The 24,590-nt window shown below is 62.4% G+C and carries 26 protein-coding genes and 2 pseudogenes; 12 read left to right on the forward strand and 16 right to left on the reverse strand.

What is annotated here, in order from left to right:
• Positions 1–21 precede the first annotated feature (21 nt).
• The 3 genes from NKI88_RS23250 to NKI88_RS23260 all read left to right on the forward strand — a co-directional run bounded on the left by NKI88_RS23250 (position 22) and on the right by NKI88_RS23260 (position 2,619).
• Entirely contained in the window at positions 22–972 is a 951-nt protein-coding gene (locus tag NKI88_RS23250; protein WP_023688106.1) for an ABC transporter substrate-binding protein, read from the forward strand.
• Between the two features lie 91 nt (positions 973–1,063).
• Positions 1,064–1,837 carry an ABC transporter permease gene (locus NKI88_RS23255; RefSeq protein ID WP_023688107.1) on the forward strand — a complete coding sequence of 258 codons (774 nt, stop codon included), beginning with the start codon at positions 1,064–1,066 and terminating at the stop codon, positions 1,835–1,837.
• Positions 1,834–2,619 (forward strand): ABC transporter ATP-binding protein, encoded by a 786-nt coding sequence (locus NKI88_RS23260; RefSeq protein ID WP_352657516.1) that lies wholly within the window; start codon positions 1,834–1,836, stop codon positions 2,617–2,619. The genes NKI88_RS23255 and NKI88_RS23260 overlap by 4 nt, the downstream gene beginning before the upstream one ends.
• 1 nt (position 2,620) lies before the next feature.
• Here the strand turns inward: NKI88_RS23260 and NKI88_RS23265 are convergent, their stop codons facing one another.
• The 4 genes from NKI88_RS23265 to NKI88_RS23280 form a co-directional block, all read right to left on the reverse strand.
• Entirely contained in the window at positions 2,621–2,794 is a 174-nt protein-coding gene (locus NKI88_RS23265; protein WP_352657519.1) for a type II toxin -antitoxin system TacA 1-like antitoxin, read from the reverse strand.
• Positions 2,795–2,801: 7 nt separating this feature from the next.
• Positions 2,802–3,740 carry a GlxA family transcriptional regulator gene (locus NKI88_RS23270; protein ID WP_348524244.1) on the reverse strand — a complete coding sequence of 313 codons (939 nt, stop codon included), beginning with the start codon at positions 3,738–3,740 and terminating at the stop codon, positions 2,802–2,804.
• 349 nt (positions 3,741–4,089) lie between these two features.
• A complete protein-coding gene (locus tag NKI88_RS23275; protein ID WP_352657521.1) occupies positions 4,090–4,224 on the reverse strand; it encodes a hypothetical protein in 135 nt (44 codons plus the stop codon).
• 378 nt (positions 4,225–4,602) lie between these two features.
• Positions 4,603–4,773, reverse strand: coding sequence for a hypothetical protein (locus NKI88_RS23280; protein WP_081732309.1), 171 nt, complete (start codon positions 4,771–4,773; stop codon positions 4,603–4,605).
• Positions 4,774–4,975: 202 nt separating this feature from the next.
• On the opposite strand from NKI88_RS23280, the gene NKI88_RS23285 reads away from it, so the two are divergent.
• Positions 4,976–5,875 (forward strand): LysR substrate-binding domain-containing protein, encoded by a 900-nt coding sequence (locus tag NKI88_RS23285; protein ID WP_023670389.1) that lies wholly within the window; start codon positions 4,976–4,978, stop codon positions 5,873–5,875.
• Positions 5,876–6,000: 125 nt separating this feature from the next.
• On the opposite strand, the gene NKI88_RS23290 is transcribed toward NKI88_RS23285, so the two are convergent.
• The 11 genes and pseudogenes from NKI88_RS23290 to NKI88_RS23340 form a co-directional block, all read right to left on the reverse strand.
• On the reverse strand, positions 6,001–6,966 hold the full coding sequence (locus NKI88_RS23290) for an alpha/beta hydrolase (protein ID WP_352657524.1): 966 nt from the start codon (positions 6,964–6,966) through the stop codon (positions 6,001–6,003).
• A gap of 250 nt (positions 6,967–7,216) precedes the next feature.
• Positions 7,217–7,384 (reverse strand): hypothetical protein, encoded by a 168-nt coding sequence (locus tag NKI88_RS23295; protein WP_196813564.1) that lies wholly within the window; start codon positions 7,382–7,384, stop codon positions 7,217–7,219.
• A 186-nt stretch (positions 7,385–7,570) separates the two neighbouring features.
• Complete coding sequence (locus NKI88_RS23300; RefSeq protein ID WP_352657527.1) at positions 7,571–9,640, reverse strand: ASKHA domain-containing protein; 2,070 nt, start codon at positions 9,638–9,640, stop codon at positions 7,571–7,573.
• Positions 9,641–9,655: 15 nt separating this feature from the next.
• On the reverse strand, positions 9,656–9,997 hold the full coding sequence (locus NKI88_RS23305; protein WP_352657530.1) for a hypothetical protein: 342 nt from the start codon (positions 9,995–9,997) through the stop codon (positions 9,656–9,658).
• 22 nt (positions 9,998–10,019) lie between these two features.
• The gene (locus NKI88_RS23310) at positions 10,020–11,000 is read right to left on the reverse strand and encodes a methyltetrahydrofolate cobalamin methyltransferase (protein ID WP_352657532.1); all 981 of its coding nucleotides are present in this window, start codon (positions 10,998–11,000) and stop codon (positions 10,020–10,022) included.
• A gap of 80 nt (positions 11,001–11,080) precedes the next feature.
• A complete protein-coding gene (locus NKI88_RS23315; protein ID WP_352657534.1) occupies positions 11,081–12,172 on the reverse strand; it encodes a methylenetetrahydrofolate reductase in 1,092 nt (363 codons plus the stop codon).
• Positions 12,169–12,780 carry a methylenetetrahydrofolate reductase C-terminal domain-containing protein gene (locus NKI88_RS23320; RefSeq protein WP_352657537.1) on the reverse strand — a complete coding sequence of 204 codons (612 nt, stop codon included), beginning with the start codon at positions 12,778–12,780 and terminating at the stop codon, positions 12,169–12,171. The genes NKI88_RS23315 and NKI88_RS23320 overlap by 4 nt, the downstream gene beginning before the upstream one ends.
• Complete coding sequence (locus NKI88_RS23325) at positions 12,773–13,075, reverse strand: virulence factor (RefSeq protein ID WP_023670397.1); 303 nt, start codon at positions 13,073–13,075, stop codon at positions 12,773–12,775. The genes NKI88_RS23320 and NKI88_RS23325 overlap by 8 nt, the downstream gene beginning before the upstream one ends.
• A gap of 188 nt (positions 13,076–13,263) precedes the next feature.
• Positions 13,264–14,046 (reverse strand): annotated as a pseudogene (locus NKI88_RS23330) (formyl transferase).
• Between the two features lie 110 nt (positions 14,047–14,156).
• Positions 14,157–14,732 (reverse strand): DUF4893 domain-containing protein, encoded by a 576-nt coding sequence (locus NKI88_RS23335; RefSeq protein WP_352657540.1) that lies wholly within the window; start codon positions 14,730–14,732, stop codon positions 14,157–14,159.
• 114 nt (positions 14,733–14,846) lie between these two features.
• Positions 14,847–15,476, reverse strand: coding sequence for a DUF1638 domain-containing protein (locus NKI88_RS23340; protein WP_352657543.1), 630 nt, complete (start codon positions 15,474–15,476; stop codon positions 14,847–14,849).
• A 65-nt stretch (positions 15,477–15,541) separates the two neighbouring features.
• On the opposite strand from NKI88_RS23340, the gene NKI88_RS23345 reads away from it, so the two are divergent.
• Complete coding sequence (locus tag NKI88_RS23345) at positions 15,542–15,682, forward strand: entericidin A/B family lipoprotein (protein WP_023688117.1); 141 nt, start codon at positions 15,542–15,544, stop codon at positions 15,680–15,682.
• 88 nt (positions 15,683–15,770) lie between these two features.
• On the opposite strand, the gene NKI88_RS23350 is transcribed toward NKI88_RS23345, so the two are convergent.
• Entirely contained in the window at positions 15,771–16,469 is a 699-nt protein-coding gene (locus tag NKI88_RS23350) for a cobalamin B12-binding domain-containing protein (protein ID WP_023688118.1), read from the reverse strand.
• A 259-nt stretch (positions 16,470–16,728) separates the two neighbouring features.
• Here NKI88_RS23350 and NKI88_RS23355 point away from each other — a divergent pair, with 259 nt between their 5' ends.
• From NKI88_RS23355 to NKI88_RS23385, 7 genes and pseudogenes are all read left to right on the forward strand, one after another.
• Complete coding sequence (locus NKI88_RS23355; RefSeq protein WP_023670403.1) at positions 16,729–18,303, forward strand: trimethylamine methyltransferase family protein; 1,575 nt, start codon at positions 16,729–16,731, stop codon at positions 18,301–18,303.
• Between the two features lie 89 nt (positions 18,304–18,392).
• On the forward strand, positions 18,393–19,079 hold the full coding sequence (locus NKI88_RS23360) for a 4Fe-4S dicluster domain-containing protein (protein WP_352657545.1): 687 nt from the start codon (positions 18,393–18,395) through the stop codon (positions 19,077–19,079).
• 104 nt (positions 19,080–19,183) lie between these two features.
• A pseudogene (locus tag NKI88_RS23365) lies at positions 19,184–19,919 on the forward strand (dienelactone hydrolase family protein).
• A 95-nt stretch (positions 19,920–20,014) separates the two neighbouring features.
• Positions 20,015–21,193, forward strand: a complete 1,179-nt coding sequence (locus NKI88_RS23370) for a BaiN/RdsA family NAD(P)/FAD-dependent oxidoreductase (protein WP_352657548.1) — start codon at positions 20,015–20,017, stop codon at positions 21,191–21,193.
• 214 nt (positions 21,194–21,407) lie between these two features.
• On the forward strand, positions 21,408–21,968 hold the full coding sequence (locus NKI88_RS23375) for an RNA polymerase sigma factor (RefSeq protein WP_023696454.1): 561 nt from the start codon (positions 21,408–21,410) through the stop codon (positions 21,966–21,968).
• 2 nt (positions 21,969–21,970) lie between these two features.
• The gene (locus NKI88_RS23380; RefSeq protein WP_352657550.1) at positions 21,971–24,082 is read left to right on the forward strand and encodes a vWA domain-containing protein; all 2,112 of its coding nucleotides are present in this window, start codon (positions 21,971–21,973) and stop codon (positions 24,080–24,082) included.
• 241 nt (positions 24,083–24,323) lie between these two features.
• Entirely contained in the window at positions 24,324–24,590 is a 267-nt protein-coding gene (locus tag NKI88_RS23385) for a hypothetical protein (protein ID WP_023753429.1), read from the forward strand.

Raw genomic sequence — 24,590 nt, forward strand, 5'->3', positions numbered from 1 at the left:
GAAAAAACAAGGGGAACCGACATGAACAAGACCATCGTCGCTGCCGCGGTATTGGCGCTTGCGGCTGCAATATCCGTGCCGGCCGAGGCTGCCACATCGGTCACCATCGGCATCAGCGGATGGACCGGCTTTGCGCCGCTGACGCTCGCCAAGCAGGCCGGCATCTTCGAGAAGCATGGCCTCGACGTGACCCTGAAGAAGGTGCCGCAGGCCAGCCGGCCGCTCGCCATCGCCAGCGGCGATCTGCAATGCGCCGCCACCACGGTCGAGACCTGGCTGGTGTGGAACGCCAGCGGCGTCACCACCAAGCAGATCTTCCAGCTCGACAAATCCTATGGCGCCGACGGCATTGTCGTGCGCAACGACATCAAGACCGTCGCCGACCTCAAGGGCAAGAATGTCGCGTCCTCGGCGCCGGGCACGTCGCCCTATTTCATGCTGGCCTGGGTGCTGAACAAGAACGGCCTGTCGACCAAGGATGTGACCGTCGTCAACCTGGAACCGGATGCGGCGGCGCAAGCCTTCCTCGCCGGCCAGAACGATGCGGCGGTCACCTATGAGCCGTTCATCTCGGCGGTGCGCGACAAGTCCGATCAGGGCCACATATTGGCGACCACGCTCGACTACCCGATGGTGCTCGACACGGTCGGCTGCACGCCTGAATTCCTCACCGCCAATCCCGACGCCGCCAAGGCGCTGGCCGACAGCTATTTCGAAGCGCTCGACCTGATCAAGAGCGATCCGCAGAGATCCTACGAGATCATGGGCGCCGACGTGAAGCAGTCTGCGAAAGAATTCGAGGATTCGGCGAAATACCTGAAATGGGCCGACAAGGCGGAGAACAAGCAGTTCTTCACCAAGGAATTCCAGGACTTTTCCAAGACCGCCGGCGAGCTTCTGCTGCAGATGGGGTTGATCAAGGAAGCGCCAGACGTTGCCACGCTGGCCGACACCAGCGCGGTGGCGAACTGACAGGCCTCGCCTTTGACCATTGTGCGGCGGCGCCTAGGGCCGCCGCTCTCTCCTGGACAAGTGATGATTTGACGATGCGGACGATCTGAAGATGCGCCCCTTGCATCCGGTGTCGCCGGGCATTCGAACCGTGCTTGGCATTTCCTTCTTCGTGCTGTTCGTCGCCTTCTGGGCGTGGATCACGCTTGGCGGCCACGTCAACCGCATCTTCCTCGCCGACCCGCTGTCGATGCTGCGGGATGGTTGGCGGCTGCTGGTCGAGGACCGCTTCTGGCTCGACATATTGATCACCATCTGGCGGGTCTTCGGCGGGTTCCTGCTGGCGTCGATCGTCGCCGTGCCGATCGGCATCGCCATGGGCGCCTGGAAACCAATAGAGGCGTTTCTGGAGCCGTTCGTCTCCTTCGCCCGCTACCTCCCGGCTTCGGCCTTCATTCCGCTGCTCATCCTGTGGGCCGGCATTGGCGAGCTGGAAAAGCTGCTGGTCATCTTCGTCGGCTCGGTGTTCCAGATCATCCTGATCGTCGCGGTCAAGGTGGGCTCGACGCGGCGCGACCTGGTCGAGGCGGCCTATACGCTGGGCTCGACCAACAGCGGTATCGTCAAACGGGTCATCATGCCGGCCAATGCGCCCGAGATTGCCGAGACGCTGCGGCTGGTGCTCGGCTGGGCTTGGACCTATGTCATCGTCGCCGAGCTGATCGGTTCGTCCTCAGGCATCGGCTACATGATCATCAACAGCCAGTCGCGGCTGGCGACAGGGCAGATCATCTTCGGCATCATCGTCATCGGGCTGATCGGACTGTTGTCCGACTTCGCCTTCAAGGCGTTCAATCGCTGGCTCTTTCCCTGGAGCCTGGCATGAGCAAGTTGCTTATCGAAGGCGTCTCGCGAACCTTCGCCGGCGTGCGCGGCGGGCAGCCGGTCAAGGCGCTGATGCCGGTCGACCTTGCGGTCGCGGCCAACGACTTCATCACCATTCTGGGGCCGTCCGGCTGCGGGAAGTCGACGCTGCTCAGGATCGTTGCCGGCCTGGAAGCGCCGAGCGAAGGCCGTGTGCTGCTCGACGGCAAGGCGGTGACGCGGCCGGGACCGGATCGCGGCATGGTGTTCCAGTCCTACACGCTGTTTCCGTGGCTAACGGTGGCGCAGAATATCGCCTTCGGCCTGCGCGAACGTGGCATGGCCGAAAAGGAGCGAGACGGGATCGTCGCTTCCTATGTCGACCTCGTCGGGCTCAAGGGCTTCGAGAACCATTGGCCAAAGCAGCTGTCCGGCGGCATGCAGCAGCGCACGGCGATCGCCCGGGCGCTGGCCAACGACCCCGAAATCCTGTTGCTGGACGAGCCGTTCGGTGCGCTCGACAACCAGACGCGCGGACTGATGCAGGAACTGCTGCTCGGCATCTGGGAGCGGCGCAAGAAGACAGTGCTGTTCGTCACCCACGACATCGAGGAGGCGATCTTCATGGCTTCGCGGGTGATCGTGATGAGCGCGCGGCCAGGCCGCATCAAGTCGGATGTCGCCATCGACCTGCCGCATCCGCGTCACTATACGCTGAAGACCAGCCCGGAATTCTCAGGCCTGAAGGCGCGGCTGACCGAGGATATCCGCGTCGAGGCGATGCGGACGGCGCAGGCGCAGTGACCTAAGCTGGGTCGCCTACGGAAAAGATGCTCGGTTCGCTCAGCAATCGCTTCAAGCGTGGGAGGTCACGCGCAGGAGTTTCCAACGCCGCCTTGAATGCTGCCCATTTTTCGACGTCGAGGCGGAAACTCTGCCGGTCGGCGAGTTCTTTGGAGAGTGCCGTTCGCGCGGTCATCTGACTCTCAGGCCGCCAGCAATTGCTTGCGGTCGACGCGCTCCTGCTGCGGCGAGCGGGCGTAGAGTTCGCGGTAACATTTGGAGAAATGCGAGGCCGAGACGAAGCCGCAGGCGACCGCCACCTCGACCACCGGCATCGACGACTGAATCAGCAGGTGCCGGGCGCGGTCGAGGCGGATTTCGAGGTAGTAGCGGGCAGGGGATCTGCCCATCTCGGTGCGGAACAGGCGCTCGATCTGGCGGCGCGACAGGTCGACATGGTCGGCGATCTCGATCAGCGACAGCGGTTCGGAGAGATTGCCTTCCATCAGTTCGATGATGGTCAGCACCTTGGAATTCTGCACGCCCAGGCGCGCGCGCAGCGGCAGGCGCTGGCGGTCGGTCGGGCTGCGCACGCGGTCGGTCAGCACCTGCTCGCACACGCGGTTGACCAGATTGTCGTCGAAATCGTCGCCGATCAGCTTGAGCATCATGTCGAGGGCGGCGGTGCCGCCGGCGCAGGTGTAGATGTTCTGGTCGATCTCGAAGAGGTCGGCAAAGACGTTGGCCTTGGGAAAGGCCTCGGAAAAGCCCGGCAGGTTTTCCCAATGGATGGCGCAGCGCTTGTTGGAGAGCAGGCCGGCGGCGGCAAGGATATGCGCGCCGGTGCACAGGCCGCCGACGGCGACGCCTCTGTTGTATTCCTCGCGCAGCCAGGCGAAGGCCGACCTGTTCTGGTAGCGCTCGACATTCATGCCGCTGCAGACGATGGCCATGTTCGGCCGATCCGGCCCGGCCATCTTCTTGCGCTCTTCCTCGAGCGAGGTGTTGACGGCGCATTCGACGCCATTGGAGGCGCGCACCGGCTTGCCGTCGATGCTGGCGAGGCGCCAGCGATAGGCCTCATAGCCAAGCATGCGGTTGGCCGAGCGCAGCGGGTCGAGCGCCGTCGCAAAGGCGATCATGGTGAAGTCCGGGACAAGGAAGAATACAAACGATCGCTTGATCGGATGCTTTACGGCGTTCAAGGGAACCTCACGCAGCCATGGCGCGAACAGGATGTCGCGAACAGCACAGCGACATCAGGAAAAACCATTCCTGTCAATTGGCTAGGGGGCTAAGCGGAAACTATATTTGCGACATGGGTCGCAAATGGGCAATCGTCCGGGATGACAGGGACGGGCTGCCGACGGATTGGGCATGGTGGCGGCGGCATAGGTGCCAAAAAGGAGAAACGCCGCTTCGGTCAAACCGAAGCGGCGCTGTTATCGACTATCGGCAGCGGCAGGGAAGCGCTGAGCGCTAGCCGTTATCTCAGGCAACGAAACCGAGGCGCACCGCATTCATGGCACCGGTCTGGCCGGGCATGGTATTGGCAAGGCGCTGGCGCTCGAGAGCGGTCATCAGGTTCATTTCGCGGCGGGCAAAGAGGCGGGCAAAAAGCTTCATCATCATCTCCTATCGGTTGCTCAGACGGGTCGCCTTCGCTTGATGGAGTGGGGCAGCTCGTTTGCTGGCGTTGATATAGGCCTGCGTGAGCAGAAACTAAATCGCAAATGCGAAGCGCTTGAATGGAAATGCGACATCGTTTGCGACATTATTGGGCATGGTGCCCAAATTTACGATTACTTACAGCGTGTTACCTGCGACATTGAGGCGCCATGCAAGTGACGCATATACGCCATGCAGCGGCGACATGGCTCTGAAAATCATTTGAATGCAAATAAGTTGGAGAAAGCCTGCGCGGCAAAATAGAGAAGGCCTGCCGGGCTGGTCTGCGCGGCAGGCCTTCAGCACAAGGTACACAATGGTTTACTTTGCTCCAGCCTAGGATCCGACGCCGTGGCGTGCACCGGTCTTGGTGTCGGCAGCTTCAGGCCAGCCGATATCCTTCTGCAGTTCGATCGGCAGCGAGCGGATCGCACGTTCGGTCTGGAAGCGGGCGCGGGCCGCGCTGAACTCGGTCGCAAGCCGACCGATGGATGACAGGATAGACATCTCATTCTCCTTTGGTTGTGCCACGTCCCGCATGAACGCGTTCCGTCGCCTGGATATTCCGCATCGAGTGCAATTCCGTGTCAGGAGCGTTGGAGCCATGGCACGTCCCGCCTTCGATGGAGTTGACTATCCTCCCAATCTGATGTTCAATCAAACGAAATGGAATGATGCTTCACATCAGAAAAATTGAAGGTCGATCCCGATGAACGCCCCACTCAATCATCCGCTGCCGCTGCTCGATCTCGACGTTTTGCGCACCTTCGTGGCCATTGCCGAGACCGGCAGTTTCACCACGGCGGCCAATGCGGTGTTCCGCACGCCGTCGGCGGTCTCCATGCAGATCAAGAAGCTCGAGGACATTCTCGGGCGCTCTGTCTTCGCGCGGGATGCGCGCTCGGTGACGCTGACCACGGATGGCGAGATGCTGCTCGGTTATGCCCGCCGGCTGTTGTCGATCAACCGCGAGGTGGTGTCGAAGTTCATCATCCCCGAGATCGTCGGCGTGGTGCGGCTCGGCTCGCCGGACGACTATGGCGAGCGCGTGTTGCCGCATGTGCTGAAGCGTTTCGCGCAGTCGCATCCGTCGATTGCCGTCGACGTCACCATCGACCAGAGCAGCAATCTGCGCCGCCGCATGGACGACCGGGCGCTCGACATCACGCTGCTGACCAATTCCTACAAGACCAGCGCACTCGGCGCCGAGGTGCTGCTCACCGAGCCGATCGTCTGGGCCGGCGCCAAGGGCGGCAGCGCGCATCTGCGCGAGCCTTTGCCGGTGTCGCTGTGGGAAGAGGGCTGCGCCTGGCGGGCCGGCGCGCTCGATGCGCTGAGCCGTGAAGGCCGCAATTACCGCATCGCCTATATGAGCGCCCACACGGCCGGCCAGCGCGCCGCCATCATGTCGGATCTCGCGGTTGCACCGTTGCCGAAGTCGTTCCTGGGCAACGACATGGTCGAGCTTTGCCCGAAGGACGGCATGCCCGATATCGGCACCTACAATCTGGCGATGGTGGTGTCGCCGGACGCCAGCGCGCCGGTCAAGGCCGTCGCCGACCATATCCGTGCGACGTTCGAGCTTTTCCGCGAAACCGGCAAGTTCTAGAGCGGTTCACCGTTTCACGGAAACGGCGAGCCGCTCTAACTCCTTGTTTTGACGCAATTCCCAAGGGAAAGCGCTACACGCATTTCCCGGGAAAACCGTTTTACACTTTTCCTGGAATTGTTCTGCTATTCCGCTGCTTGGGCGGGGCGCGCCGCGAGAGCGGGTCGCGCTCTGCGCCGCGTGGTGGCGCGCCGCTTGGTGGGCTCACCTTCAAGGAAGGTGACGATGCTGTCCCTGGCGCGACGCGCCTCCGGCATCTCGATCAGCGGCCAGACGTGGAACATGCCTTCCTCATAGACGACGTCGATATCGACGCCGGCAGCGCGTGCCTTTTTGGCGAAGATCAGATTGTCGGGGCTGAGCAGGTCGTGCGAGCCGGTCAGAAGCAGGGTCTTCGGCAGCACCGAGAGATCGCCATAGAGCGGGCTGATGTGCCAGTCGCTGCGATCAATGCCGGCACTGTACATGCGGATCGCTTCCAGCCCGCCGGAAATGCCGAGCCACGGATCGTTGCGTTCCGCCTCGAACACTTCGGGGTTGGACAGCGACATGTCGAGGCCGGGTGAAATCAGCACGTGGCGCGACGGCAAGGGCAGGCCTTCCTCAGCCGCCATCATGGTCAGCACGACGGCCATGTTGCCGCCCGCGGAATCGCCCATGAAGACGATGTCTTCGGCGTCCGTCTCATCCAGCATCTGCCGGTAGACGTCGCCGACCATGCCGAACATGGCGTGGAAATCATGCTCCGGCGCAATGGGATAGATCGGCACGGTGATACCTAAACCCAAGCGCTCGGCCATCTCGGCGATCAACCCCCAATGATAGGATGTGATCTGGAAGACATAGGCGCCGCCATGCATGTAGAGGATGCGCCTGCGTTCGCCCGCCTTCGGCGCAATCTCGTAGACGGGAAAGCCATCGACGCTGCGCTCGGTGATATCGAGCCGCTCCCGCAGCAATGCCGGGGGATGATGATCCTCGGTCTTGCGCGCATAGGCGATCCAGCGCTGCAGGTTCTCCGGGCTGGCAAATGCCTTCTTGCGGCTGTGCCGGAGGATGAAGGAAACGAGGTGGCTTTTGAAACTGGGCATTCGAATACACAAGCTCGGCAGCAGCCGACTAAGAGAATTCCCCACTATCTCGAAGATCGTACCTCCAGCCGAAATGTCAAGATTCTGGCCCAAGCCAACACGGTTGTTTGATCAGCCACGTCCGCGGCTTTGCGCAGCGCGGCTCAGCGCCGGGGCAGCAGCGCGGCGCGCAGCTTGATGTCGGTCGCAGCCGGGACCACACGGCGGCCCCGGCGCTTGGTTAGCAATTTGCACTTGTCGGCGAAGGTCATCAGCGGCCCGAGCCCAGGATCAGACGCGACAGGTTGGTCTGGGCGTCGATGCGCGGCGACACGGGCCAGCCGATGTCCTTCTGGATTTCGGGTGGCAGGTTGTTCATGGCGCGCACGGCCTGTGCATTCTTCATGGCCGCACGAAAACGGCCGAGGGTCTCGAACATCTCTATTCTCCTTTGGAGCGTTGTGGCGGCGGAATACTCCGGTCCGCCATTCGATGTCCGTTAAATGCTTCACGTCTGTATCGGACGGATTGCGCCAAAACAGCGTTTCCGTTTCCAGATCGGTGCGATCTGGAAACATTTGCATACAAATGAAATTGGGCGAATTGGCGGCCTTCGTAAGGCGGCTTATTCCCGGCTGCGCCTGGCGGCATGGCCTTCGCGCGAACGCCGTCGCGGGGCGGCGTCGCCGGCGACGCCATCCTCGCTGACGGTCTTGCGTGGCGGCAATTTCACCGCCGCCGACAGTTTCGGGAACGGATCGACCTTGTTGGGAAGCGCCATCGCGTAGACGAAATGCTCCTGGAATTTCGGCTCCAGTGCCGTCTCGATCTTCTCGATGTGGCTGACTGTGTCCTCGATCTCGCGGCGATAGCCACGATTGAGCAGGGCCATGCGCGCACCGGCGCCGGCGGCGTTGCCGACGGCCGAGACCTTGTCGAGGTCGCAATCCGGGATCAGGCCGAGCACCATGGCGTATTTCGGATCGATGAACGAGCCGAAGGCGCCGGCGAAATGGATGCGGTCGACGTGTTCGGTGTTCTGCTTTTCCATCAAAAGCTTGGTGCCGGCATAGAGTGCTGCCTTGGCGAGTTGAATGGCGCGCACGTCGGTCTGGGTGATGGTGATCTTGGGTTCGCCTTCCTTCAAGACATAGGAGAAGGTGCGGCCATTGGCGGTGACGCGTGGGGAGCGGGCGGCCAGGGAGCCATCGACAACGCCATCCTCGGAGATGATGCCGGCGAGATACATCTCGGCCACGATCTCGATGATGCCGGAGCCGCAAATGCCGGTGACGCCGGTCGCCTGCACGCTGTCGAGGAAGCCCGGTTCATCGGACCACAGTTCCGAGCCGATGACGCGGTATTTCGGCTCCAGCGTATCGGGATCGATTCGCACGCGCTCGATGGCGCCGGGCGCGGCGCGCTGGCCGCCGGAGATTTCGGCGCCCTCGAAGGCCGGACCGGTCGGAGAAGAAGCAGCCACGACCCGCGCGCGGTTGCCGAGCACGATCTCGGCATTGGTGCCGACGTCGACGATCAGCATCATCTCGTCCTGGCGGTGCGGACCTTCCGACAGCGTCACGGCTGCGGCGTCGGCGCCGACATGGCCGGCGATGCAAGGCAGCATATAGAGGCGCGCGCCCTGGTTGAGCTTCAGGCCGATGTCGGAGGCCTTGATGCGCACCGCGCCCGAGACGGCGAGCGCAAAGGGCGCGCCGCCGAGCTCGGTCGGATCGATGCCGAGAAACAGATGGTGCATGATCGGATTGCCGACAAAGACGCTGTCCAGGATGTCGTTGCGCTGGACATTGCCTTCGGCGCAAACCTTGTCGACTAAGCCCGAGATCGCCTCGCGCACGGCGACCGTCATGCCTTCGCGGCCGTCCGGGTTCATCATCACATAGGAGACGCGGCTCATCAGATCCTCGCCGAAGCGGATCTGCGGGTTCGACGTGCCCGACGAGGCGGCGACGCGGCCCGACAGCAACGACACCAGATGCATGGCGATGGTGGTCGAGCCGATGTCGCAGGCCAGCCCATAGGCTTCGTTCTTGAGGCCGGGCCAGAGTGCTATGACGCGGGCGATGTCGCTTTCGGCGTCCTTGTGGATGGCGGCGGTGGCGGTCCAATTACCCTTGCGCAAGATGCCCTGCACCTGCGGCATCAGGTAGAAGTCAAATTCGAGGTTTTTGAAGCCCCAATCCTTCATCAGCGCGATCTTGAGGCGGTCGAGATCGCCGAGCGGCTTGTGCATGTCGGGCTCTTCGATCTCGACATAGCACATGCGGATCGCTGAATCGCGGGCGATGACGCGGGTGTCGGCATCCTTGCGGATGGTCTGTGCATTGATGACCGTGTCCTGCGGCACGTCGATGACGAGGTCGCCGAGGATCTGCGCCGAGCAGGAGAGGCGGCGCCGCTCGGGCAGGCCGCGGACGCGCTCGTAGCGCTCTTCCTTGGCGCCCTTGGGCGAGATGTGGTCGTTGGACGAGACGATCTTGTGCTTGGCGAAATTGCCTTCCTGCACCTCGATCTGGCAGCGCCCACAGGTGGCGCGGCCGCCGCAGACGCTTTCGACATAGACGCCGAGCTGGCGCGCGGCGTCGAGCACCGGCGTGCCGACAGGAAACCGCCCGCGCTTGCCTGACGGCATGAACAGCACGAGCGGATCGGTAATGTTTGCAGGCGAGTTCATATTTTCATTACTCGACTAAGCCGGCACTGGAAAAGATTTCACATATGCGAGGCTTGCCAGATAGGAAGCGATGAGCGGCAGCGGATACCATCGCAGCCAAAACATGGAGAAATTGTCCAGTCTTTGCCGGTCCAATGTCCTTGCGGAAATTGCCCCGAGCAGAAGTGGAAATGCGATCAGGACAAACATTAGCAACGCAGTGGCGTAGATACACAGAACAAAATACCGGAGGTATTCATGACTCAGATAGCCGAAGGCATAGGACCCGGCCAAAAGCATAAATACGCTGCAAAAAGCCACTCGCAGAATTACCTGCCAGTTCGGCATTTCAGGCCTTGTGCGGTCTTGATCTGTCAAGAAAACCGTGTCCTGTCTCGCTCTATCCCCTGGCCATGCGGGCTTCACGGCCGCCGCGACGGCGACCGCCATTGCCATTGCCGCCGCCTTCGCCCGGAGCGTTAACCGCGGTGGGCGCTGCGACCGCCTGACCGCCTTCGGCCGGCTTGTAGTCCTTGTAGGTCCTGATCCAGTTGGTGCAGTTCTCGTCGGTGCCGTTGAGCACATTGGCGCCGCGCACGGCTTCCATTTCCTGCGGGCGCACCGGGTTCATGATCGCCGAGGTCATGCCGGCGCCGATCACCATCGGGATGAAGGCGGCGTTGATGCCGTGGCGGTGCGGCAGGCCGAACGAGATGTTGGACAGGCCGCAGGTGGTGTTGACCTTGAGCTCTTCACGCAGGCGGCGCAACAGCGCGAAGACCTGGCGGCCGGCATCGCCCAGCGCGCCGATCGGCATCACCAGTGGGTCGACGACGACGTCATGCGCCGGAATGCCGAAATCGGCGCAGCGCTGCACGATCTTTTTGGCGACGGCAAAGCGCACATCCGGATCCATCGAAATGCCGGTCTCGTCGTTGGAGATGGCGACGACTGGAACGTTGTACTTCTTGACCAGCGGCAGGATGGCTTCGAGCTTTTCCTCTTCGCCGGTCACGGAGTTGACCAGCGGGCGGCCCTTGGCGACCTTGAGCGCTGCCTCGATGGCGGCGGTCACCGACGAGTCGATCGACAGCGGCAGGTCGACCAGGCCCTGGACGATCTCCAGCGTCTGCACGAGCAGGCCGGGTTCGGTTTCGTTCGGATTAACGGAGGTGACGCCGGCATTGACGTCGAGCATGGTGGCGCCGCAGGCGGCCTGTTGCAGCGCATCCTTGATGACGGTCTCGAAATTGCCGGCGATCATCTCGGCGGCCAGCTTCTTGCGGCCGGTCGGGTTGATGCGCTCGCCGATGACGCAGAAAGGCTGGTCGAAGCCGATGATGATCTCTCGTGTCGCCGAGGCGACGATGGTCCGGGTCATGAAGTCTCTCCGCCTGATATAAAGATTTCTTTATATCGTTGTCTAGTTTCATTCAAGCAAATGGCTGGCCGTCCGCGCCGTCAGTGCGCGGTCTTCACCATATCCACCTGCGTTTCGGTAATGTCGTCGTGCAGTATGCTCTCGAGCCGGTCGGCGACCATCTGATCGTCGTGGCGGATCTCGCGTTTCCAGGGCTGGCGGCCTTTCAGCACGCCCGATTCATCGACGATCTCGGCGACATATTCCTCCTGGCGGTACGCCATCACATGGATGCCGGAGACGCCAGGAATTTCCTTCACCTCGTTGATGATGTCGGTGCAGAGCTGCTTGCCTTCCTTCTTCTGGTCCTGGGCGCCTTCCAGCCGCTTGATGATGGCATCGGGAATATGGATCCCGGGCACGTTGGAGCGGATCCATTTGGCCGTCTTGGCCGAAGCCAGCGGGCCGACGCCGCACAGGATGAAAACTTTTTCCGTATGCCCTAGGTCCCGCGCCCTCTGCATGAAGGTTCTGAACATCGGCACGTCGAAGCAATACTGCGTCTGCACGAACTGCGCGCCGGCGGCGATCTTTTTGCCGAGATGGATCGGGCGGAAATCGAAGGGTGGCGCGAAGGGGTTGACGGCGGCGCCGAGGAAAATTTGCGGCGGCGTCGTCAACTTGCGGCCGGACAGGAACTTGCCGTTGTCGCGCATAATGCGGCAGGTTTCCAGCAACGACATGGAATCGAGGTCGAAGACAGGCTTGGCGCCGGGCTGGTCGCCGGCCTGGACGCCGTCGCCGGTGAGGCACAGCATGTTGGCGACCCCCATTGCGGCACCGCCCAGCACGTCGCCCTGGATGGCGATGCGGTTCCTGTCGCGGCAGGCGATCTGCATGATCGGGGCATAGCCCATGCGGGTCAAAAGCGCGCAGATGCCGACCGACGACATGTGGCAGTTGGCGCCGGAGGCATCGACGGCATTGATGGCGTCGACCCAGCCGTCGAAGATTTTCGCCCTGTTGTAGACGTCTTCGGGATCGGCGCTGTCGGGCGGGTTGAGCTCGGTGGTGACGGCGAATTCGCCGCGTCGCAGCACGCGCTCCAGTCGGCCACGCGAGGAGTGGCCGGGCTGGGGATCTAGCGGCAGATGGATGCCGGCCGGGTTTTCATCGCGCTGACGGCCGATCACGCGCCCGCTCCGGTATTGGCTTTGGCAGCGGCTTCACGGGCCGCTGCCGACTGCGCCGTCACCCGCAGCCAGGCCGAGGTTTCGCGCAGCGACTGGTCGACCGGCTTCTGAACGGTCAGGATCGTGTCGCCATGCTCCATGTTCCGCGAACCTTCCCAGGCCTTGACCCAGACGCAAGGCATGTCGGGCTCGACCTCGCAATTGCCGTTGGCGCGCACGCCGCCACACGGGCCGTTGCGCAGCTGCTTGGGGCAGTTCATCGGGCACGACATGCCGGTCGAGGACAATATGCACTGACCGCACATGCGGCAGTCGAACATGAAGCCTTTTACGCGTTTTTCAACGAACTTGATCGGCGCTTCGACGCGGCCGTAGCCAAGGCCTTTCCACAGCGGATGGAGCAGCAGGAACATGTCTGCGAATCTGGAGTAGAACCATTCGAGCAATCGCGAATGGCGGATCGACCACAGCCTGATCGCAAACGAGCGCTGCACGCGCCGCTGCGGCGATACGTCGGCCGGCTTGTAGTCGGATTTCGGCGCTGCCTTCTTGACCTGCGTGGCCTGGGTCACCGCCGGGCCCCCTTTGCCGGGAGTCGTGTCAGACATTTTCTTTCCCGCCCGCCTTGACCAGAGCGACCAGCCGCTCGCGGTCGTATTTCGCGTCGATGTCGCTGAATGCCTTCTCGACCTCGGCTTCGAGGTCGTCGCCGACCGGGATCGGATCGGCCTTGCGCCATTCGGCGAGGTAATCGTCGGTGCCGCCGGCGCCGGTGCGCATGGCGCACATATCGATCGCCTCGGTGAAGCGCAGCGGCAGTTCGCGCTTGGCGTTCTGCCGGCCCTTCTTGACGATGACCTGGGCGGGGATGTCGCGCCAATAGACGACGATCAGATCGGCCATGAATTCTCTCACTCCCTGTAGAGCGCCGTGCGTCCATGAGGGAAACGACGCTCCACCACTTTGTCCAGCAGGTGCGAGCATTGCCGGATGCGCAGTGGGGCTGCTTGTTATGGGACGACGCGCGCGCATTCAAAAGCGACGCTATTGGACGTCGCAAAAAGAAAGGCGAGATTCCGAGGGAAGGCTGGCTACCAAACCCGCTTGGTCAGGCCGGTCCAGAGATAGAACCAGATCGTCGGATGGTACCATTGTTTCGACGGCAGGCCGGGGTCGATCGTGACAAGCTTGCCGTCCAAGGCACCGCGGACCGCCTCGACGCAGATGTCACGCGAGAACGCCGCCTGGCGCAACGCATAGCTCGAAATAGTGTCGCCGGGCTCCGGCTTGCCGCGCGCCTGTTACAACCCGCCGCGGTTGGCGCCGCGGGCGTCGACCAGATGCACGGTGGTGCCGAAATTCTGGAGATCGCCGCAGGCCAGCGCCCAGTAGCCGCCATTCATGCCGCGGTATTTCGGCGCGATGCCGGCGTGGTAGTTGAGCACCGGGCAGGGCATTTGCGCCAGCGTCTGCCGGGACAAGAGCCGGCAGCCGGCGAGCAGCACCACGCCCGGGCGGATGTCGGCGATCGCCTGCAGGCAATCGGCTGCGTTGGCGGAGGAGACGTGGATGATCTTTTGTCCCGGCTTCGGCTCGGTCTCAAGCTTCTGATCGGCGATGAGCCGCTCTGCGTGGCCAGCGAAGAAGCGCTTGCCGAGCCTCGTCAACACCATCGTGCCGAGTTGACCGATGGCCGAAAACCAGCCCTGGCGGCGCGCCCGGCCGAGCAGCAATTGTTTTTTGGATTCAGGGCTTTCGAGGATGACGCTGATAGGGTCGAGCTGGTCGGCGATGGCGTTGACGATGGCCCAGATGTGCGGCCCGCCTTCGGTGACGATGACGATCGCAGCACTTTTTTCAACCGCTGATGCCATGGCGCGCTTTCTTGCCGGCGCGCAACCATTTGCCGTGCGCTGCCCGGCTCAATTCTGTGCCGGGCGAGGTTAAATCTTGATGACCGCCCGGCCAGCGAGAGACCAACGGATCAGCGCTTGAACTCGATGATGTCGAGTTTCGATTCGTAGTAGGGCGCCGGGAATTCGATGCGCCATTCGTTGGCGCTGGTGCGGAAGGCATAGCCGACCTGGTCGCTTTCCGGGCCGCTGCCATAGGGTTTTGGCTTGTTGTCATTGACATAGCCGGAGCCGAGATAGATCGCGCGTTTTTCGCTATCGTCGAAGAAACGGCCCTTGGTGCGTTGCGAGCCGCTGACCTTTTCCAGCTGCCAGCCGGAGCCATCGTCCGTGACCTTGCACTTGAACCAGCCATAGATGACCAGCGGGCCGGTCAGGCCCACCTTGATGGTTCGGCATTGCCAGTTGCCGCTCAGGTCCTTGTCGGAAAAGGCCACTATCGGCTTTGCCAGCAGCGCGTAGAGTTGGCTGACCTCAGCCGGGTCTCCCGCTTTTGCCTCGGCCAGCGCCGCCTTGCGGGTCTCGCCATATTTGTCGAGGCGAACCTTGTCGGCAGGCGTGATGATCTTCTGCACCTCGCCGTCGGCGCGAGCGGGCAAGACGAGGCAGAGGAGGCCAAGGGCGGCAAGCAGGACGCGAGGGGTCATCGGGACGTTCCGTGTTCGGATGGCTGAATCAGCCTGTTTGCTTTTGGCTCACAACTTAACCATTCGCGGCGGCCTGTCATCTGTTCTCGACAGCGTCCCGGCTCAAGAACCGCTTCAGGCGTGGGCGGCGGCCTGCGCCAGTCCGGCCGTCAGGTCGCCATAGCCCGTCGAGCGGCGCTCATAGGCGAGGCCAAGCATCTTCGCGGCCTTCTCGGCGACCTTGTCGAGTTCCGGATCGTCGGTCTGGGCGATGTAGATCAGCTTCTGGTAGTTGCCGAAATAGTCCTTGATCAGCTCCGGGTGCTTGTCGAGGCCGAGCGGCTTCATGAAGAAGGCGTCGAACTGGCGGCACAGGAAATCGGTCATGTAGAACGACATCATGTCGTCGTCGGCGACCTTCGCATAGGCGTCCATGCCCTGGTAGAAGGCAAAGCAGTGCGGCCCGGCCATGCGCTCGACGCCGTGCTTCTCCAGGACCTGGTCGAGCATGCCGCCGGTACCGCAATCGGCATAGCCAACGAAGATGTTGCTATAGCCTTCCGCCTTGGCCTTTTCGATCGCCTTGTCCATCGCCGGTGCGATGCGGTCGGGGTAGAAATGGAACTCCGCCGGCAGGCAGGTCAGGTCGAGATGGTCGAGCTTGAGCTGCTCCTTGACGGCCAAAACTTCGCGCGCAATCATTCCGCAGGCGATGACCAGCAGCCTGTCGTCCTGATTCGGTTTCGTTTTTTGCATTCTGGCCATGGAACCTGGTCGAAGCGGCCTTCGTTGCTGTGGGGCGAATCTATCGAGAGAGGGATAAACCGTCCATGAAACTGTTACGCGTTGCGCCGATTGCAATCCTTGCCTGCATCCTGGCGCTTACGGCCTGTGCCAACACCGTCCGTGGTGTCGGCCGGGATATCAAATCGACTGCGAAAGCCGTCGACGACACCGTCACCAAACCCTGACGCAGCCATCCGTTCCAATAGCTGGAACAAAAAAGCCGCGCTGCAAGGCGCGGCTTTCGATTGTGGCCCAGACGCCTTGCGTAACAGATCAGGCTGAAGCGCGCACGTTATGCTTGCGCTTCATGAAGTCCTTGGCGGTCTCGACCGCCACAGCCGCGTCGCGGCAATAGGCATCGGCGCCGACGGCCTTGCCGAATTCCTCGTTTAGCGGCGCGCCGCCGACCAGGACGACATAGTCGTCGCGGATGCCCTTTTCCTTCATCGTGTCGATGACGACCTTCATGTAAGGCATGGTCGTGGTCAAAAGCGCCGACATGCCGATAATGTCGGGCTGGTGCTGCTCGATGGCGTCGAGGTATTTTTCCACCGCATTGTTGATGCCGAGATCGATGACGTCGAAGCCGGCACCTTCCATCATCATACCGACGAGGTTCTTGCCGATGTCGTGGATGTCGCCCTTGACGGTGCCGATCACCATCTTGCCCTGCTTCGGCGCGCCGGTGGCGGCCAGCAGTGGGCGCAGGATGAACATGCCGGCTTTCATCGCGTTGGCCGACAGCAGCACCTCGGGAACGAACAGGATGCCGTCGCGAAAGTCCTCGCCGACGATGCGCATGCCTTCGACCAGAGCTTCGGTCAGCACCTTGTAGGGCACCCAGCCGCGCTCGAGCAGGATGTTGGTGCCTTCCTCGATCTCTTCCTTCAGTCCGTCATAGAGATCGTCGTGCATCTGCTGCACCAACTCGTCGTCGGAAAGCTCGGAGAGGATGATCTCGTCGTCGGCCATTTTTCTCGGGCTCCTTGCCGCGCGGATGCGATCACGGCGGCTTAAAATAATCGCGTCAATACCTAACCCGGCGGGGGCAGGTATCCATAGCTGATTTGCGACTTCCCGCAAAAGGAAAGCGACCGCAAATCCATTGGAATTCTTGTCGATTTTGCGACAGGCGTTGGCGCTGGCGGGCCGTTTCGAATAGGGTGCATGGCTACGATCCGGGCGAGAAGCCGCCTACGCGGCCGCAAACGGTTTTTAGGGAAAAACGATCATGAGTGAAAACGCGTCAGTCGACCAGGAAGCGTCCAATGCGCGACGTGGACGTGCTGCCAGCGGCGGCGCGGCTGCAAGGCGGGCGGCGCGCTCGGGCGGCGGACCGGGCACCCAGCTCACCTATATCAAGCGCAAGATCAACATCTATGAGGTCCTCAACGAGGAAGGCCTGGCGATTATCGAAAACAACACCGATACGGTGCTGGAAGAGATCGGCATCATCTTTCGCGACGACGCCGAGGCGCTGCAGCTTTGGAAAGAGGCGGGCGCCGACGTCAAGGGCGAGCGCGTGCATTTTCCCAAGGGCCTCTGCCGCTCGCTGCTGAAGACCGCGCCGCCCATCTACACCCAGCATGCGCGCAACGCCGAACGTTCGGTGCAGATCGGCGGCAACGCCACGGTCTTCGCGCCGGTCTATGGTCCGCCCTTCGTGCGCGATCTCGACGGTGTCAGGCGCTACGCGACGATCGAGGATTTCCGGAATTTCGTGAAGCTCGCCTATATGGCGCCGTCGATTCACCATTCGGGCGGCACGGTTTGCGAGCCGGTCGACGTGCCGGTCAACAAACGCCATCTCGACATGATCTACAGCCACATCAAATATTCGGACAAACCGTTCATGGGTTCGGTGACGGCGCCAGAGCGGGCCGAAGACACCGTCGCCATGGCCAAGATCGTGTTCGGCGACGATTTCGTCGAAAACAACACCGTGCTGACCAGCCTGATCAACGCCAATTCGCCGATGGTGTTCGACGAAACCATGCTGGGCGCGCTGAAGGTTTATTCGCGTCACAACCAGGCTTGCATCGTCACGCCGTTCATCCTTGCCGGCGCGATGAGCCCGGTCACGGTGGCCGGCACGCTGACGCAGGTTCTGGCAGAGGTGCTGGCCGGCGCCTCTTTCACGCAGTTGATCCGTCCCGGCGCGCCGGTGCTGTTCGGCACCTTCGCCTCGTCGATCTCCATGCAGTCTGGTGCGCCGACCTTCGGCACACCGGAGCCGTCGCTGGTTTCCTACGGCGCCGCACAGCTTGCCCGCCGGCTCGGTCTGCCGTTCCGCACCGGCGGCTCGCTCTGCGCCTCCAAGGTTCCGGATGCGCAGGCCGCCTACGAGAGCGCCAACACGCTCAACTCGACCATTCTTGCCGGCACCAATTTCGTCCTGCATTCGGCCGGCTGGCTCGAAGGCGGACTGGCGTCCTGCTACGAGAAATTCATGATGGACATCGACCAGCTCGGCATGACGCAAAAGTTTTCCGAAGGCGTCGACCTGTCGGAAAACGGCCAGGCGATGGACGCCATCCGCCAGGTCGGCCCAGGCAGCCACTATCTCGGCTGCGACCACACGCAGGCGAATTTCCAGACCGCCTTCTATCGCTCCAGCATCGCCGACAACAATTCCTACGAGCAGTGGCTGGCCGAGGGGGAGAAAACAGCGCCGCAGCGCGCCAACGAACTCGCCCGCCGCTGGCTGGAGACCTACGAGGCGCCGTATCTCGATCCGGGAATCGACGACGGGCTGAAGGACTACATCGCGACGAAGAAGGCGTCGATGGCTGACGCCTTCACCTGAAAGGAGCCCGAGTCAGGCGGGGCTAAAGTCGCCAACATCATCCACAAGGAAGTCTGGCGGAGCGCTTTCTCCGACCCGGACAAGAAGGGATGATTGCGCGGCGCCGGGCTGACGAGATAGCGGCCGCGCTTTCCGCCGACGGCCTCATCCTGCGCGGCGGCTTCAATTTCGCAACAAGCGAAACGCCGCCGCATGGCCCTTCAGCCGCCCCTGCCAAATCCGTGCTATTGGTCGGGCAGGCGGGAGCGGCACCCTGGCCGCATTTCCTGCGCTGGCGCGACCGGCAACCGCAAACCAATGCTAATTCGCTCGACACTTGGTCGCGCGAAGTGATCGGCGCGGTGGCGGAAAAATTCGGCGCGCGCGGCGTTTCGCCTTCGGACAGACCTTATCTGCCGTTCCAGCAATGGGCGATGCGGGCGGAGGGGCTGAAACCGTCGCCGCTCGGCATCCTCATGCATCCTCAATACGGGCTCTGGCATGCCTATCGCGGCGCTCTGCTGTTCGAAGACGAGATCGCGGCTCCAGAAGCTCACGCATCGATTCACCTTTGCGACGCCTGTGTGGCAAAACCTTGCCTGAAATCCTGTCCGGTTGACGCCTATTCCGCGGATGGTTTCGCTCATCAGGCTTGCCTGGCGCATGTGCGGGGATCGAAGGGCGAACCATGCCGCGGCGGCGGCTGCCTCGACCGCAACGCCTGTCCGTATGGCACGGCCCATCGCTATCCGCCTGAGGTTCAGGCCTTTCACATGACGGCGTTTGCCGGCCTGTAGCCGGGTCGAAAGCCCGCACAAAGTGTTGAACGGGATTGTCAGGGGACGGCTTGCCCTGACAATGCCTGCTTATATGTATCGCACGACAATCAACGGGGCGCGCCATGGCGAAGCAGGACATTGAGATAAAAACCGAGGACGGCGTAGCGAAAGCCGGGCTGTTCCGTTCGGCGACCGCTTCCCCGTCCAGGGCCGGTGTCATTCTCTATATGGACGCCTTCGGTCCGCCACCGGCGCTCGACGCAATGGCGGAGCGGCTGGCTGGCGAGGGCTGTGCGGTGCTGGTGCCGGATCTTCTATCGCAACGCACCCTACGGGCCGTTCGAGCCCAAGACCGCTTTCGTCGTGGAGGAGACCAAGGTCGCGCTGACGGCGTTGGTCCACGGCACGACACAGCACATGACCATCCGCGACAGCAGGGCGTTCCTCGACACGCTTACCGCTGAAGGTGTCACCGGACCGGTCGGTGTCGTCGGTTACTGCATGGGCGGGGCGCGGGCCTTGAATGCGGCTGCAACCTATCCCGATCGCATCGTGGCGGCGGCAAGCTTCCATGGCGGCAATCTGGCCAGCGATGCCGCCGACAGTCCGCACCGCAAGGCTGCAATGATCAAGGCGCGGGTCTATGTCGGAACGTCTGGGGTGGACCGCAGCTTTCCGCCGGAGCAGTCGGCTCGACTGGCCGAGGCGCTGCGCGTGGCGGAAGTCGACCACGTCATCGAAAACTATGCCGGCATGGCGCATGGCTGGTGCGTGTCGGACCACAGCGTCTTCAACGCGGCCGGCGCCGAGCGCCACTGGAAGCGACTGACGACGCTGTTCGCCGAGACGCTGATCTAACGAGGCGTTGCCTGAAGTCGCAACGAACGGGTAGAGACTGCACGATTGGCGCGGCCTGTTAAAACAGCGCCAGTCGAGCGGGAACGAACAGCCTGATGCAATCCTATGATGTCGTGGTGATCGGCGCCGGTGCGGCCGGAATGATGTGCGCCATCGAGGCGGGCAAGCGCGGCCGCTCGGTCCTGGTGCTCGATCACGCGACAAAGCCCGGCGAGAAGATCCGCATCTCCGGCGGCGGCCGCTGCAATTTCACCAACATCCATGCGAGCCCGAAGAATTTCATCTCGGGCAATCCGCATTTCTGCATTTCGGCGCTCAGCCGCTACACGCAGCGCGATTTCATCGGGCTCGTCGAACGCCACGGCGTCGCCTATCACGAGAAGACGCTGGGACAGCTGTTTTGCGATGGCTCGGCGCGGCTGATCATCGACATGCTGGTCTCCGAAATGCAGGGTGGGGGCGTGGAACTTGCGCTGTCGACCGAGGTGAGGAACGTCAGCAAGGCCGCGGACGGTTTTGTGCTGACGCTCTCCACTGGCAGCGTCGCCTGCAATTCTCTGGTCGTGGCTTGCGGGGGCAAGTCGATCCCCAAAATGGGCGCGTCCGGTTTCGGCTACGAGCTTGCTGCGCAATTCGGCCTTGCGGTGGTGGAAACACGGCCGGCGCTGGTGCCGCTTACCTTCGACGCAAGAACGCTGGAGCGGCTGGCGCCTTTGGCCGGCAATGCCGTCGATGCCGAAGTCGCCTGCGGCAAGACGCGGTTTTCAGAAGCGATGCTGTTTACGCATCGCGGCTTGAGCGGGCCTTCCATCCTGCAAATATCGTCCTATTGGCGCGAGGGCGACGAGATCCGCATCGCCATGCTGCCGGGGAGGAATGTGGCGGAACTGCTTCGCGCCGCCCGGCGCGTCAACGGCAGGCAAGCGGTGCAGACGGTGCTTGCAAACCATTTGCCGAAGCGCCTTGCGCAAGCAGTCGCCGAGCGCAGTGGGATCGATGGCAATCTCGCTGATTTGACAGACCTGCAAATGAAAACCGTCGAAGCCGCCGTCAACGACTGGCGCATCAAGCCGGCCGGCTCCGAGGGTTACCGCACGGCGGAAGTGACGCTTGGCGGTGTCGATACCAACGGGCTCGATCAGAAGACGATGCAGGCGAAATCCGTGCCGGGGCTGTTTTTCATCGGCGAAGTCGTCGATGTCACGGGCTGGCTGGGCGGCTATAATTTTCAGTGGGCTTGGTCGTCCGGCTGGGCCTCGGGCCAGGTGTGCTGATATTCAGGTGAGGCCGGCCTGCAAACGACGGCTTCTGTGCTTCCGGTGCTCGCGTACCAAAAGTACGCTTCGCTCCGGTTCTCGAAATCCATCGTTTTCGGCTCGGCCTGACCTGAATCTCAGCGCACCTGTTGCGCGTGCATCCGTCGCCTCGGAAAAAAATCTTTCCATAACCCCAAGGATTGGCCATTAGCCTTCGTCCAACAGGCAAATGATGGCGATGATGCTGGATGAAAGCGAAGCCTCCGACGCCGAATTGATCGGGCGGGCGAAGGGCGGAGACAGGGGTGCCTTCGGCAAATTGCTGGAGCGGCACTACGACTTCGTCTATCGCGCCGCCTATCGCTGGTGCGGAAAGAAGGCCGATGCCGAAGACATCGCCCAGGAGGTCTGTGTCCGTCTCGGCAAGGCGATCCGCGACTATCGCGGCGGCGGCGCGTTTACGACATGGCTCTATTCCGTGACGCTGAACGCGGCGCGCGACATGATGCGCAAGACGACGCGCGAAAACGTCAAGACCGAGGCTTTCGGCGCCTACAGCATGATTTCGGGAGAGGCATCCGCCGAGCCTGAAGATCCCACTGAGGCGCTCTGGGCAGCGGTGCGGCAATTGCCGGACAAGCAGCGCGATGCAGTACTTCTGGTCTATGGCGAAGGTTTGAGCCACGCGGCCGCCGCCGAGGCGATGGCAATCTCGGAGACGACGGTTTCCTGGCACATCCATGAAGCGAAGAAACGGCTGAAGACGTTGATGCGTTCAGCCGGGGAAGTGTGACCATGGTCGACGACAACGAACTCAACAGGCTGCGCGACGCAGCAGTACCGGCGCCGGGCGAAAGCGCGAAGGCACGCGCCTTCGAAGCCGCCATGAGCGCCTATGATCAGGAAAATATTTCTGCCGTCACCCAAGGATCGGTCGGCGGGCTTCGTCTCACAGAGCGAGCACAAAAGCTCTGGAGCGAGATCATGCAAAAGAAACTCATCGCCACGCCGGCCATTGCCGGGCTCGTCGCCCTGCCGATCGCCGGATACGCCACCTTCCATATGCTGAGGGAACAGCCGTTGCCGTTCGGCGGCGACGAGAAGATCACCGAGACGCTGGCCGACAAACCGGCAACCGATGGGCCGGCGATCAACGCGCCGGTAAAAGAAAAGCAGGCGCCTGAAGGCGACAAGAAGGCCGACGCCGATGTGCGAAGCCGCGACACCACTACGCCGCTTACGCCACCCGCGCCGCCGAAGCCCGAATCGACCGTTGCTGTCGCCCCGGCGCAGCAGGATGCGCTGGGACGCGGCGTGTTGGCCGAGCCTGCGCCAGTTGAGAGCCGCGAGTTTTCGCTTGACGGCAGTGCTGCTCCGGCCGGCGGCGCGCGGGTCAACCGCATGGCCGGCGCGACCGAATCCAAGTACCTGGCACAGCCTTCGACGATGCCGGCCGACCAGATTGCGCCGCAGGAGCCAAACCGAGACCGCGTCGAGGATTTCAAGACCAATCCGGTGCATGCAGCCCTTCAGGATCCGGTCTCGACCTTCTCGATCGACGTCGACACGGCTTCCTATTCCTTCGTCCGCGGCTCGCTGAAGCAGGGCTACCTGCCGCAGGCCGATACGGTCCGCGTCGAGGAGATGGTCAATTACTTCCCCTATGACTGGAAGGGTCCGGACTCGGCTTCGACGCCGTTCAACTCGACCGTCAGCGTCATGCCGACGCCGTGGAACGGGCACACCAAGCTGATGCACGTCGCCATCAAGGGCTTCGACATCAAGCCGGTCGAGCAGCCCAAGGCCAATCTGGTGTTCCTGATCGACGTCTCGGGTTCGATGGACGAGCCTGACAAGCTGCCACTGCTCAAGTCGGCTTTCCGGCTGCTGGTCAGCAAGCTCAAGGCGGACGACACCATCTCGATCGTCACCTATGCCGGTGACGCCGGCACCGTGCTGATGCCGACCAAGGTCACCGAGAAGGACAAGATCCTCAACGCCATCGACAATCTGTCGCCCGGCGGCTCGACGGCCGGCGAGGCGGGCATCAAGGAAGCCTACAGGCTTGCCCAGCAGTCCTTCGTCAAGGACGGCATCAACCGTGTGATGCTGGCCACGGACGGCGACTTCAATGTCGGCCAGACCGATGACGACGATCTGAAGCGGCTGATCGAGCAGGAGCGCAGGACCGGCGTGTTCCTGTCGGTATTCGGCTTCGGCCGCGGCAATCTGAACGACCAGATGATGCAGACCATCGCCCAGAACGGCAACGGCACCGCCGCCTATGTCGACACGCTGGCCGAGGCCGAGAAGGTTCTGGTCGAGGATGCCTCATCGACGCTGTTCACCATCGCCAAGGACGTCAAGATCCAGGTCGAGTTCAATCCGGACAAGGTCTCGGAGTACCGGCTGATCGGCTATGAAACCCGCGCCTTGAACCGCGAGGACTTCAACAATGACCGCGTCGATGCCGGCGATATCGGCTCCGGTCATTCGGTGACGGCCATCTACGAGATCACGCCGAAGGGCAGTGGCGGCGAGCAGATGGATCCGCTGCGCTACGGCCAGGCCGCGGTCGACAATGGCGGCGTCGCCAACGCCGACGAATATGCCTTCGTGAAAATCCGCTACAAGCTGCCGAACGAAGACGTCTCGAAGCTGATCACCACGCCGGTGACGTCGGCCAACGAGGTCGCGTCCTTCGACCAGGCCAGCACCGACCAGCGTTTCTCCGTCGCTGTCGCCGCCTTCGGCCAGAAGCTGCGCGACGAGGATGCGACCGCGAAGTTCGGCTACGACAAGATCATGGAGATTGCCACCGCCGCCCGAGGAGCCGACCCGTTTGGGTACAGGTCCGAGTTCCTTTCGCTTGTGCGCCTTGCCTCGGCGCTCGGCGGTAACCGGTAGTGGCAATACAGCCGGTTCCTTTCAGACGGGGGTCGTTCTGATACGGGGAACCGGCTACGGGCGGGTGAGGCAGGCCGGCGGGGGAAACCCTGCCGGCCTTTTTTTCGGATCGATTGATCCGAAGCGCACAGATGATCCGCCTGATCGTTAAATTGCGCAGCTTTTCCGGAACGTCATCGCAATGCCCTGCTATTATTGCATGGGGTCGGGACTGGGCTTGGGGAGCCGGGAATTGCAGATCATGAACATTGGAAACACGACGCCGGCGGTGAGACACACGCAGGCGTCGGGAACGCTGTCGCCAGAATCCAGGCGCATCATGGATGACGTCGACGCAGCCCGGAATACCGCAAAGTCGGCGCTGACCAATGACCGCTTTCGCGTCATGCTGGAGCAGATCGGCAATCCGCAGTCGTCGGGTGACCTGGTGACGATGAATGAAAGCGCCGACAGCACCGCCCTGGATTTCAAGACGGCGCTATCGCGTTACGCTGAAAACAGCGAATAA

Origin of the sequence: Mesorhizobium sp. M0317, assembly GCF_040321555.1 — a bacterium.
Classification (GTDB): domain Bacteria; phylum Pseudomonadota; class Alphaproteobacteria; order Rhizobiales; family Rhizobiaceae; genus Mesorhizobium.